Source organism: Kitasatospora sp. MAP12-44 (assembly GCF_029892095.1).
In the GTDB taxonomy this organism is placed as follows: Bacteria; Actinomycetota; Actinomycetes; order Streptomycetales; family Streptomycetaceae; genus Kitasatospora.
On record NZ_JARZAE010000004.1, the window covers coordinates 1,881,847 to 1,894,515 of the forward strand.

Here is a 12,669-nt window from a genome sequence, read left to right on the forward strand (position 1 = left end):
ATCGCCCATCCCCCGACCCAAGCCGACTTCCCGATCAGCAGGCGTCGATGAACCGGTCCAGCACCCGCACGCCGAACTTCAGCCCCTCCACCGGCACCCGCTCGTCCACACCGTGGAACATCCCGGCGAAGTCCAGCTCAGGCGGCAGCTGCAGCGGCGCGAAGCCGAAGCAGCGGATCCCGAGGTCCTGGAACGACTTCGCGTCCGTCCCGCCCGACAGGCAGTACGGCACCGCCCGCGCGATCGGGTCCTCGGCCCGCAGCGCCGTCTGCATGGCCTCCACCAGCGCCCCGTCGAAGCTGGTCTCGAGCGCCTTGTCGAAGTGCACGCTCTCCCGCTTCACCCGCGGGCCCAGCACGCTGTCCAGCTCGGCGAGGAACTCCTCCTCGTACCCCGGCAGGAACCGCCCGTCCACGTGTGCCGTGGCCTGCCCCGGAATGACGTTCACCTTGTAGCCGGCGCCGAGCATGGTCGGCTGCGCCGTGTTGCGCAACGTCGTGCCGATCATCTTGGCGATGCCACCGAGCACCCGGAGCGTCTCGTCCATGTCCTCCGGGTCCAGCGGCACTCCGATGGCGTCCGACAGCTCGTCCAGGAAGGCCCGCACGGTCTTGGTGATCCGCAGCGGGAACTGGTGGCGTCCCAGCCGCGCGACCGCCTCGCAGAGCTCGGTGATCGCGTTGTCGTCATTGGTCATCGACCCGTGCCCGGCCCGGCCCTCGACCGTGAGCCGCATCCAGTGCATGCCCTTCTGCGCCGTCTCCACCAGGTAGAGGCGCACATTATCGTTGACCGTGAAGGAGAAGCCGCCGACCTCGCCGATCCCCTCTGTCACGCCCTCGAACAACTCCGGGTGCTTGTCGACCAGGTACCGCGCGCCGTACGTCCCGCCGGCCTCCTCGTCCGCGACGAACGCCAGCACGAGGTCACGCGGAGGCTTGCGCCCGCTCCGCAGCCGGTCGCGGACGACGGCGAGCGTCATCGCGTCCATGTCCTTCATATCCACCGCGCCGCGCCCCCAGACACACCCGTCCGCGACCTCGCCGGAGAACGGGTGGTGCGTCCAGTCGTCCGCGTTGGCCGGCACCACGTCGGTGTGCCCGTGAATCAGCAGTCCCGGCCGCGACCGGTCCTCCCCCTCGATCCGCACCACCGTCGACGCCCGCCCCTTGGCCGACTCGATGATCTTCGGCTCCAGCCCGAACTCCGCCAGCTGCTCGGCCACGTACTCCGCCGCGGCCCGCTCCCCCGGACCCGACTGGTCACCGTAGTTACTGGTGTCGATCCGGATCAGGTCCCGACAGATATCGACAACCTCAGACTCCCCGGTCACCTGCTGACCGGCCACCCGCTCCGCCTTCGACTCGCTCACGGTCACTCCTCGTCGTCTGGCCCGCCCGGACTCCCCGTCCGGCACGCCCCCGACCTCGTCGGCGCGCTGCGGGCACGGTCCTGCCATCCTCCCCCAGCTCCCGCCCCACCCCAAGGAGGCCCCCCTCGGCCACCCCCCGGCCATTTTTGGGTCTCCGACCCGATCTTTGCTACAGTTACGCATGTCAGCGGGGCAGTGAGTCACGCAGACAACACCCGGTCCGGGTGGCGGAATGGCAGACGCGCTAGCTTGAGGTGCTAGTGCCCTTTATCGGGCGTGGGGGTTCAAGTCCCCCCTCGGACACGACCCATTGGCCAACATTGCTGGCCAGGGAATGCAGGTCAGGAGCAATCCTGACCTGCATTTTGCGTTGTGCGTGATCGTACTGGCAGCGCAGGCCGAGGGCGGCGTAGGTCTGCCGCTTGGTCTCGGGCTTCGTATCGCGCAGGACGTCGACCATGCTGCCGGCGTGGGTCACGAGGTCGGCGATCCGCTGCTCGGTCAGGCCCTGGGGGCGTCGGGTGCTGGCGACGGAGCGGAGGCGTGCTTCGGCCCGGGTGCGCTGGGCGTCGGTCTCGGCGATCCAGCGGGTGATGGGGGCGGTCGCGCCTGGGTCGGCGGTGGTGAGGGCCTGGCGGTAGCGGGCGAGGTCGCGGTCGCAGGTGGCGATCTCGGCGCGTGCTTCGATCTCTGCGGTTTTATTGCCGATCTGGTTGTGGGTTCCCTGGGCGGCGTACAGGCGTTGGATGGTGGCCTCGCGGTGGCCGGGGGCGAAGGTGAGGGCGAGCCAGCGGTCGAGGTGTGGGGTGAGGTCGGCTTCCCGGACGAGGACGTTGCGCGGGTGGGCGATCTTGTTGGCCAGCGCGTACTCCTCGGGGTAGCGGCAGCGGTAGTACGCCTCCTCGTGGGACCACTGGCTGCCCATCTTCCGCCCGCACAGCACGCAGTCGATCCGGCTGCGGAGTTGGTAGGTGTGGACTGAACGGACCCGGTCGCGAGGGGTGTTGTGGCGGCTTCGGGAGAACATGATCGCCTGGACCTTCTCGAAGGTTTCACGACCAACCAGCGGTGCGTGCGCGGGCCGGTCGGACCAGACCCACTTGTCAGCGGAGTTCCACTTGAGTTTGGTCTCGTAGCCGAGGGTGACGTCCTCGACGCTGATCAGGACCTCGTCCTTGCGCTGCTTGTTCCAGACCTGGTACCCGGTGTAGCGCGGGTTGAGGAGGATGGCCCGCACGGCGGACTTGCCCCACGCCAGTCCCTCGCGGTGGGAGTTGCGGGCGCGGTCGTGGGCGGAGGGCGGCAGGATGCCGTCGCGCGTGAGGCATTCAGCGATCGCAAAGATGCCCCGGCCTCGGATGTACTCGTTGAAGATCCGCTGAACGATGGGTCCGGCGATCGGGTCGATGACCAGGATGCGCAAGCGCTTGCCGTCGGCTGCCTTGGCGGGGTTGGGGTGCGGGCCACCGTCGACGATCATGTAGCCGTAGGGCGGGCGGCCGCCGAGGAAGCGGCCCTCCAGCTTGGCCTGGGCAGCCATGGCCGAGCGGACGCGGATCTTGATGCGGGAGCGTTCCGCATTCGACATGCCGCCGAAGACGGACATGATGATGTCGTGAGCCTCGCCCTCCGGGTCGATCGGGCCGCCGACCTCCGGCACCCAGAGTTCGACGCCGTAGGAGTCTGTCGCTCGATTCACCTGTGGCGTGTTCGCGGAGTGAGGTCGAGGTCGGCGAAGTGGGTGCGGCGGGTGGTGCCGAGGGGGCGTCCGCTCCGGTGGGCGTCGATGCGGTGGAGGTTGATCGCGGCGGCGCTGAGGACGTGGGCGAGGCCGGTCTTGGCCTGGCCGCGGTAGCGGCTGCGGCGGATGGTGGTGGTGCGCACGGCGTGGGAGATCGTGCCTTTGACGCCGGCATGGGTGGCGTACTGCTGCTTCCACTCGTCGGTTTCCTGCAACTTGCGTTGTGACTACAGGAGTTCGTGCTCCTCGCGGGGGTGAGGGTCAGCGGCGGGTGAAGCCGGTGGTGCAGGAGGGCCGGACCTTGCAGTTGCGGCAGTCCCACTCGGGGAAGAGGACGACGGTGCACGGATGGCCGTCCATGCGGGTGTGACCCCAGTAGCGGCTCTTGGCTCCGCGCGGGCAGATCGCGTACTGCTCGTCCCAGTGGATGGTGAAGTCGGTGAGCGCGAAGCCCTTGCCCTCGCGGGTCTGGCGGTAGCTGGCGGGTGGGAGCGGGCCGGTGAGGTCGATTCCTTCGGCGCGGGCGGCCAGGACGATCGCGGCGGAGGTGTAGCCGCCGTCGACGAGGTGCTTGCCGGGCGTCAGGCCCCGGCGGGCCAGGACGTCATGAACGGGCTGGACCTGGGTGGAGTCGTCGACGGCCGCGTGGGTGGTGGCCACGTTCACGATCAGGTGCGGCAGGTCGTCGTCACAGGTCTCGCTGTAGTGGACCTTCTATCCGTCCCAGAGCATGCCGCGCTTGCCGCCGCAGCGCGCGTCCGGATCGTGCGAGCTGACCAGCCGGAGTCTGCCCGGCGGAAGGTCCTTGCCCTCCCGCCAACGCACCCCCTCGACGTTGTAGTCGCGGTGGTACTGCTGGATCCACGCCCGGCGCAGGACCTGCACGGCCGGCAGCTGCCGCAGCCAGGCGGGTGTGTCCGGGTGGTGGACCGCCTCCAGCAGGGTGAAGCCGTCGCCTCCGACCTGCACCGCGAACGCCCCGCGCTCCGGCTCGCCCTTGGGCAGGCGGTAGGAGTCGGCCCGCTGCCCGTACCGGTCCTGCCAGGACGCGTCCGCGATCCGGGCTCCGCGCAGCCAGTCGGGGGCGGCGACCGACAGGGCTTCCAGCGCGCACCGCAGCGTCTCGGTGCAGAACTCCAGCCGATTCAAGTCCCTTACCAGAGCAAGGACATGAGTGGCATCGGTGCGCACGCGGCCACCGGCACGCAGGAATCCGAGCTCGGACAGCCGCTGCAGCAGCCGGTCCAAAACCACCTGCTCCGCGCTGTGCTCGACCAGCCGTTCGCGGAAACCTGACAGGACCGAGAAGAGGAAGCCTTCGTCCTCCAACTCCAGCCCCAGCAAGTATTTCCAGTCGATCCTGCCGCGAACCGCGTCAGCTGCCTGGCGGTCCGTCAACCGTTCGGCGAACTGCATCACCGATACGACCGCGAGCATGCCCGGGGCAAGACCCGGGCCACCCCGCGCGGGGAACGCCGCCGCGAAGTCCGCGTCCTGGAACAGCACACCGAGCTCATCACGTACCCGCATCGCCAGGCAGCCCTTGGGGAACGCCGCCCGGGCCACCCGAGCCGTCACCCCCGGAACCTCGGGGGCCGGGACAGGACGCAGCGACACCGCGCCGATCCCCCCTCACTTCCCCGTGAACCGACCGATCCCCAACACCATCCCACCCACAAACCCGCACGTCAGCCGATTGCGAAGAATCGAGCGACAGAGTCCCACAGGATCCGGCTCCGGCCAAGGCCGCGGCTGCACCGACACCACTCGCTCCGTTCCGTCAGCAAACCCGAGGAAGACCAACGAGCTCCATGCTCCCAGTTCCTGGAGCACAGCAAGTCATCTCACCTGCTCGGCAGGCACGTTGGAATTAACCACCAAGATCCCGCAGTGCTGCACTGAATCCGACCCGAGCGGCCCTTTTGCGTCAAGGTCAAGTCCAGGCTACCGCTCGGCAGAACCACTGGAATAGGATCATGCGGAATGCCGTTCCAGTTCCAAACATGCCGAACGGCCGCTCACCCAGAGGGTGAGCGGCCGTTCGGCAATTCAGGACAGCTGTCTGTCGCCACCAGGACGTCAAACCCCGGACGCCCCGATCAAGAGGCCGGGAGATCCGTCTCTTCCGCAACAATCAGCCGCTGCTTCTCGTCACGATCCCGAAGCCGGAGCATCAAGCAGGAGACGGGCACGGGCGTCGCCGGCATCAGTGTTACATAGCCAGCAGCCGCCGTCGGGCGGGTTCCAAGAACCCTCCTTCAACTCACGCAGGACTCGCCGTGCGTTGTCTTCCGCATTTCCCGGCCGTCGTTCGAAGCCAGTCTCCCCGAGATCCCCTACAGCAACAAGGCCGTCACCCAGGAGCTCACCCAGAATATCTGAGGTCAATTTCTCAAAATTGTCCGGCTCAGACTCCATGGAATATCGAACGAGGGCGATGACTGAAACCCAGTCATCCAGCCCTTCGACAAGAACTTCGCGAACGATGTCACTCTTGTCCATCACAGATGCACCTTCAAGATGTCTCCAACCCCTCGGTCGATATCGATCGTTTCGCCTCCCGAGCCGGATACGACACGCCACTGCATTATAGGACCATCCTGCAGCTTCATCACGTCAGGAATTTTGGGACCACGTGCGGGAAGCCGATCCGCTCCGGACGTCCAACGGTCGAACAGACCCCTGAGATCTTCAGGGGAGTCCGCCAGTTTTACGTGCGATTGTTTCCCCCGGGGCAAGGCATCCCATTCCGCTTTCCAGTCGATCGCACTGCTGTCGTCACTCACCGTCGCTGCCGCGGCGTCACCACTCGCTGCCGCGGCGTCACCACTCGCTGCTGCGGCGTCACCACTCGCTGCTGCGGCGTCACCGCCCGCTGCTGCGACGTCACCACCCGCAGCCGCGTCGCCCGATGCGGCCAGGGCACCGATATCGGCAGCATCGGCGGCATCGGTGACGGGGTCAAGGCCGAGTTGGGCGATGTCCGCCGCGGTCAAGCCCACGGCACCGGCGGCAAGACCGGCCTTGCTCCAGGAGAACCCCCCGCTCGTGCTCTTGGCCTGCTGTTGGAGGGCCTGCTTTTCTGCTGCCGCTTCGGATGCGCGGGCGGCTGCTTCAGCCTTTTCCTGGGCAGCGAGCTGAGCGCGGGCTTGGGCCCAGGAGTCGTCCCACTTCTTGTTGGTGACGTTGTTCCAGATGTGGTGCCGTTGGGCGAAGCCGGTGCTGTCACCCCAGGAGCCGGGGTCGAACGGGCCGACGCCGTAGGTGTGGGGCGGGTGGGTCTTGGCGACGACCTGGCCACTCTGCTCGTTGACGACCTCGCCTTCGGGGTCGGTGACAGTGGTGGTGCCGCCGGGTCCGCTGCCGCAGGCGAAGCCTGCTTCGGCGCAGTCGTCGGGGCGCAGGCCGCTGGGGTCGGCTTGGCCGATGGGGTTGTCGGCGGTGTAGGTGTAGCCGTTGAGGAGTTGGTCGTCGGTGGCTTCGAAGAGGGGGTCGAGGCTGATGAAGCGCCCGGTGGTGGTGTCGTACTGGCGAGCTCCGAGGAGTGTGAGGCCGGTGTCGGTGTTGGTGGGGGCGTTGAGGAATCCGCGGCTGTCGTTCCAGGTTCCGGTGGTGCCGCGGGGGGCGCCGTAGGGGGTGAACTGGCGCCATGTGGGGTTCTGGGCGGTGGCGTCCAGGGAGAGGCCGCTGGTGCCGTGCTGGTCGGTGATCTCGAAGGCGTAGGTGCTGCTGCTGCCCGTGCCGGTGCGGACCGCGGTGCCGCCGCCGGGCATCGGGTAGTAGCGGTTGCCGGATGTGGTGTTGGTGGTGGTGTTCAGGGTGAGCTGTTCACCCGGCAGGTAGAGGGTGGTGGTGCCGGGGTCCTCCTGGAGCAGGACACTGCCGTCGGGGCCGTAGACGTAGTTGGTGGTGCCGGCGGTGCCGCCGCTGATCTGGGTGAGCTGGCCGGCGTCGTTCCAGGTGAGGTTCTGCGTCCCGGCGCTGGGGGTGGTGCGGGCGGTGGTGTTGCCGGCGGAGTCGTAGCCGGCGCTGGTGGTGGAGGTGCTGGCGCCGGTGGTGCTGGTGCCGGTCAGGGTGTGTGGCTGGTTGGTGCCGTTGCCGTTGTAGGTGTAGCCGGTGGTGGTGTCGGTTCCGCCGGTGGTGGAGTGGGCGACCTGGCTGGTGCGCTGGCCCAGGGCGTCGAAGGTCCAGGCGGTCCAGTAGGCGCTGCCGCCGCTGAGCTGGTCGCCGACGGTGCTGGAGCTACCGGTCGCCGGGGTGGCGGCGCAGGAGTCGGTGGCGGTCCATGCCTGGTTGAGGCGGTCCAGTGCGTCGTACTGGTAGCACTGGGTCTCGGTGGCGGTGGCGGCACCCAGACGGGTGGAGACCTGCTTGGTGATGTTGCCGGCGGGGTCGTAGGTGTAGTTCTGCTCGTCCACCGCGCTGGGGGTGTTGGTGGAACGCGTGACCAACTGGTCGGTGAGCGCGCTGGTGTGGGGGTCGTAGGTGTCGGTGATGAAGGCCTGCGTGGTCGTACCGGTGCCCAGGGTCTCCTGCTGGACGTGGCCGTAGGCGTCGTAGCTGGTGGATTGGGCGTAGACGTTCAGGCCGCCGATCCCGCTGGGCAGGTCGAGGGCTCCGATGTAGCTGTAGCCGACGGTCTCGGCGGCCATGCCGCCCGCCGCCGGGATGGTGCTCTTGGCGGGCAGGCCTGTGGTGGTGCTGTAGGAGTGCTGGAAGGTGTAGGTCGCAGCGAGTGAGCCGGCAGCGGGGCTCGCGGGGATGGTGACCTTCTCGCCGAGGGACTCTCCGAAGACGTTGAAGTTCATCGCCTGGGTGGTGTAGGCGAGACCGGTGCTGTCGTAGGAGGTAGCGGTGGTGAGGTGGCCGAGGGGGTACTTCATGCCGGTGACGGCGTTGTTGCTGTTGTCGTAGACGTTGGCGGTGAGCCGGTTGGTGGTGGACTGGCCGGAGACCGGGGCGTCGTAGCTGCCTATTTGGCGGCCGAGCGCGTCGTAGGTGGAGCTGGTGGTCTTGCCCCGGGAGTCGGTGGCCTGCACCAGGTTCCCGACCGCGTCGTAGGCCATCGTGCTGGTCCCGGCGTCCGGGTCCTGCTTGGAGACGGCCTGGCCGAGCATGTCGTAGGTGGTGGTCCAGGTGGAGCCGCTGGCGGTGGTGGTGTTCTGGTTGCCGTGGCTGTCGTAGCCGTAGGTGGTGGCCTGGCTGGTGCCGCCGGAGACCGACCAGATGCCCGCGAAGGTGTCGGCTGGCGTGTTCAGGGTGGGAGCGGCGGTGTAGGAGTCGAGCTCGCTGCTGCGACCCAGCGGGTCGGTGAGCGTGGACTTCACGGTGCCGCCGGAGGGCGGGATGACGGTGGTGCGGTCGCCGTTGTAGACCGTGGTGGTCGCCGAGACCAGCAGGTTGTCCTTCTCGGACTGGTCGACTACGACGCGGCCCAGGCCGTCGTAGGTGTAGTAGTCCTGGTTGGGGACCTCGTCCTTGAGGTTGGCCGCGGACACCAGGGTGGTGTTGGGGCCGGTGGCCGAGTCCCACCAGCCGTTGTAGGTGGACGCCTTCCAGCCGCGCGAGTCGTAGAAGGTGTCGGTGACCATCCGTCCGCCCTGCGGGGTGGAGGACTGGGTCTGCCTCGGGCGCGCCATCGCGTCGTACAGGACGGTGGAGACCACGTAGCTCGAGGCTTCGTCGAGCTTGTCGGTGGTGACTGCGGTGATGCCGGTGTTGGAGACGGTGTAGGTGTAGGTCGCGTTGGCCGCCAGCGTCGTGGCCCGCGAGTCGGACCAGGCTGCGGTGATGCGGCCCAGCGGGTCGTACTGGTCCGTGGTGACCACGCCGTTGAGGTCGGTGCTGGTCAGGCTCAGGTTACGGGCCGGGTCGACGGTGGTGGAGGCACTCTGGCCGAGCGCGTTGGTGGCGGTGGTGGCGGTGATCAGACCGACCGCGTCGGTGGTGTAGGCGAGGTGGGTCTTGGCGCCGGCCGCGTTGTAGCTGTCGGTGGGTCGACCCGCGCTGTCGTTGACCTCGGTGCTCTGCGTGGTCCAGACCGGAGTGGACCCGGTGTAGCCGGTGAGCTTCTGGTGGATCGAGGTATCGCCCTTGGTGGGGGCCGCGGTCTGCGGGAAGGTGTAGCTGGGCTGGGGCCAGGCGGCCGCGTCGGTGGGGTCGTCGTACAGGGTGCGGGTGGCGCTGACGACCTGGTCGGGGCGGGTGACGCTGCCCGGTGCGGTCAGGGTGTTCACCGAACCGGGGACGCTGCTGGTGGTGCCTTCGGTGAAGCCGCCGCAGGCGACCGCGTCGGTCTCGCTGCCGCTGGGCAGGCCGACCAGGTTCGCGGCGGTGTTCGGGGCCGCGAAGTTGCTGAGCGAGCACTGGTCGTAGGCAGGGTTCGCCGGAACGGTGTGGGTGTAGACGGCGGTGGGCAGGCCGAAGTCGGCGTCGGTGGTGGTGGCGTCGTAGGCGGTGTCGGTCTCGTTCACACGCCAGGTGGTGGTGCCGCCGTCGGTCAGGGCCTGACGGCTCCACTCCTCCACGGGCACGACCTTGTTCGCGGTCAGCGCGGGCAGGCCGATGCGGTTGCGGGACGCGGTGGCGGGCGAGACCCAGTACGAGGTGATCGCCGAGTGGTCGACCGGTCCGCCCGCGCCCAGGTAACTGGTCTGCTCGAGTGCCGAGCCGGCCAGCAGGTCGTTGTCGTCGTGGGTGCCGCCCTGGGAGTCCGTCAGGGTGACGGCGGTGGTGTTGTTGTCGTCGGACATGCCCTGGTAGTAGGTGGTCTCGGACTCGGTCTGCTTGTCGTTGGTGATGTCGCCGTTGAAGGTCTTCACATCGCCGTAGCCGCGCCACTGACCGTAGGTGCGGTTCTTGGGCTGCACGACCTCGTCGTCGTCGAAGTGCCAGGCCGCGCCGGAGTACTGGTAGGAGGTGGCGGTGGCCACGGCTCCGCCAGTGGGGTCGGACTGGGTGACCTTCTGGACCACGTACTTGTTGAACCAGTCCAGGATCGGGGCGGTGTAGCCCTGCGGGGTCCAGTACACCGGGTAGCACGAACTGGTGTTGCTAGCGGGGCTGGTGGTGACCGGGGCGGTGCACGGGCTGGTCTGGCCGTACTGCACGCCGATCACCGATCCGGTCTCGGTGGTGACCGTGGCGATGCGGTAGCGGTACAGCGCGGGCAGGCCGTCGACCGAGGTGTCCACCCGGTTGGGCATGTCGACCGAGCCGAAGGAGACCGACGGCAGCGTGATCGGTGTGGTCGTCCCGCCGGCTCTGGTGTCGGAGCCGGTGTGCGCGATGGACGCCAGCCACAGGGTGGCGCCGCCGTCCGCGGTGACCGGCAGCGTGTGCGTGAGCGTGTAGGTGTCGACCGTGTTGTAGCCCGAGGTCGTGGTGTTGTACTGCTCGGTGGCGATCGAGGCCAGGCGCACCGTGGAGTAGAACGCCGGCGAGTAGCTGGAGCAGGTGGTACCCGAGGCGCAGGCCAGGTCGTAGGGGACATCGGGCCAGTTGGCCTGGGTGGTGGAGTTCAGCGGGTCACAGGAGGCGGTGCCGCTGGTGCAGCGGTCCGCGGTGTTGAAGGCGACCTTGTCAGCGACGGTGCCGAAGGCGTTGCCGTCGGTGAAGCCGTAGTCGATGTGGTCCAGGTGCGAGTCGCGCACGTAGGACGTGTTCGCGGCGCCGTTGTCCTGGCCGTAGTAGTTGGTGTTCTGGTCGTAGTAATAGGACATGGCGTTGCCGTGGACGTCCTTGACGTAGTCAAGGTTGTAGCGGTAGCCCATGGTGCAGACCGAGGAGGTGAAGCCCGCCGCGTTGTAGCAGGGGTCGCCGGCGTGGGCGGAGTAGACCGGTTCGGTGTCCACCGAGTTCGTGGTGGGCTTGCCGCTGGTCCAGCCGGGCAGTTGGTTGCGGCCGAAGGAGTACGTCGTGCCCTGACGGTCGGTGACGGTGTAGTAGTCCGTGTTGTAGGTGCCGTCGCCGTTGTTGGCGCCGGTGACATGGGTGACCACGTCACCGTTGTCGTCGGCGGCCTTCCAGCTGCTGTGGGTGGAGTCCCAGACCAGGGCGGTGCTCGCGCCGTTCAACGACAGCGTCAGGATCGGGCCCGCGTAGCACTCGTCGCCCGTCGAGGTCGGCGAGGCGCTGCCCTCGGGATTGTCGGAGCAGGAGGTGAAGCTCTGCTCGATGAACGACTGCGGCATGCTCCAGCCGTCACCGGCCCAGCCGGACTGGGCCTGTGAGGCTGCGGTCTGGCCGTCGACGGACCCGGAGTCGTAGTCCAGGGACAGCTTCGGGGTGAGCGCCGAGGACGCCGGCGGCACGGTCATCGGGTAGCTGTACGTCCATGAGCCGGATGAGGTCCCGGCCTCCCAGGAACCCGCCGCCTTCAGGCTGGTGGAGCCGAACGAGCCGGTCGGCCCGCCGCCGTCACCACCGCCGGAGCCGGAGACCGCCGCTAGCACCATGGCGTTCGACGTGCTGGCAGACGCCTGCACGGCCTGGGGCTTCACGGCGGAGGACTGGATCCAGGCGGCCTTGACCGCCGATCCGCTCGCGGCGGGCGCAGTCGAGGAAATGCCCGCGGTGCTCGGGGCGCCGACCGCCTGGAGCTGGAGCTGAGCGGACAGTTGCTTGCTCTTGGCGTTGTTGGTGGCACCCAGGGGGTGCTGGACGCGGCAGGCGGCGACCTGGGGTGTCGTCAGCGCGCAGGCGGGCAGTTCGACCAGGGTCAGCCGTGATCCGTAGCCTGCTCCGTAAGCCTGGGCGAAGGCCGAGTAGTCCAGCCGGACGTTGGCCGCGCCTGCTCCGTCTGTGGCGGGGTTCACGGTGAAGAGGACGCCGTTGACGCCGGCCTTGGCCGCGGTCGCCTGGTCCTTGACGCTGACCTGCGCGCTGCTGGGCCCCTGGTAGGAGCCGCTCTTGGGCGCCAGAGGCGTGAGCGTGACCGGGCCCACCGCCGCGGCGGCGGGAGCGGCCCCTGGCTGGGTCGCGGCCGGTGCGCCGAGCGTCACGGTCGCGTTGGCCGCCTTGGGCCAGGTGGTCGCGACGGGGCGGTAGGCGGGTGCCGACGCGGGGCGGGTGATGCCCTTCGGCGCCACCGGGACCACGTTCTTCACCGACGGAGTGGCCGGCAGGGAGGGCGCCGACGCGTGCGGGGCAAGCGACTTGGGGGCGGGAACCTGGCCCATGGCCGAGGTGGCACCCATCGCCAGAATGCCCGCCATCGCGGTGGACACAGCCCGCAGTCGTGCGCGTCTGCGCCGCGTTCTCGCCCCGCCTTGGTTGTGCAGCAGCAGCACCATCACGTGAATCCGTTCCCTGAAAATGAGCATGACGACAGGCCAGAGTCAGCGGCAGGATGCCGCTGACCTGGTCTGATGGCGCAACGATCACATGCGGATCATGGAATTCCGGTTACGGATCAAACACGATCCGCTGGGGAGGCCCGGATACATCACGACGTAAGAGGACATTTACGCCTGTGCTCTGGATCACTTCGGATGGAACTTGTCTGAGCAGTGCTTACGGTGACGGGTATTCGGAGGCGATCGACCTCCGGTCAGAG

Annotated in this window: 4 protein-coding genes, 1 tRNA gene and 1 pseudogene; 2 read left to right on the forward strand and 4 right to left on the reverse strand. The window is 68.2% G+C overall.

Features of this window, described 5'->3' with window-relative positions; translation table 11 throughout:
- Positions 1 to 34: 34 nt before the first annotated feature.
- Complete coding sequence (locus tag P3T34_RS09040; RefSeq protein ID WP_280665488.1) at positions 35 to 1,372, reverse strand: M20/M25/M40 family metallo-hydrolase; 1,338 nt, start codon at positions 1,370 to 1,372, stop codon at positions 35 to 37.
- A gap of 218 nt (positions 1,373 to 1,590) precedes the next feature.
- Between P3T34_RS09040 and P3T34_RS09045 the strand changes: the two genes are divergently transcribed.
- Together P3T34_RS09045 and P3T34_RS09050 are read left to right on the forward strand one after the other, a co-directional pair.
- Positions 1,591 to 1,675, forward strand: a tRNA-Leu gene (locus tag P3T34_RS09045).
- A gap of 7 nt (positions 1,676 to 1,682) precedes the next feature.
- Positions 1,683 to 2,354 carry a hypothetical protein gene (locus tag P3T34_RS09050; RefSeq protein WP_280665489.1) on the forward strand — a complete coding sequence of 224 codons (672 nt, stop codon included), beginning with the start codon at positions 1,683 to 1,685 and terminating at the stop codon, positions 2,352 to 2,354.
- A gap of 713 nt (positions 2,355 to 3,067) precedes the next feature.
- On the opposite strand, the pseudogene P3T34_RS09055 reads toward P3T34_RS09050, so the two are convergent.
- The 3 genes and pseudogenes from P3T34_RS09055 to P3T34_RS09065 form a co-directional block, all read right to left on the reverse strand.
- Positions 3,068 to 4,730, reverse strand: a pseudogene (locus P3T34_RS09055) (IS1182 family transposase).
- A gap of 534 nt (positions 4,731 to 5,264) precedes the next feature.
- Positions 5,265 to 5,615: a hypothetical protein gene (locus tag P3T34_RS09060; RefSeq protein WP_280665490.1), complete on the reverse strand. Its 351-nt coding sequence runs from the start codon at positions 5,613 to 5,615 to the stop codon at positions 5,265 to 5,267.
- The gene (locus P3T34_RS09065) at positions 5,615 to 12,340 is read right to left on the reverse strand and encodes an RHS repeat-associated core domain-containing protein (RefSeq protein WP_280665491.1); all 6,726 of its coding nucleotides are present in this window, start codon (positions 12,338 to 12,340) and stop codon (positions 5,615 to 5,617) included. Before P3T34_RS09065 ends, P3T34_RS09060 begins: the two co-directional genes overlap by 1 nt.
- Positions 12,341 to 12,669: the final 329 nt, after the last annotated feature.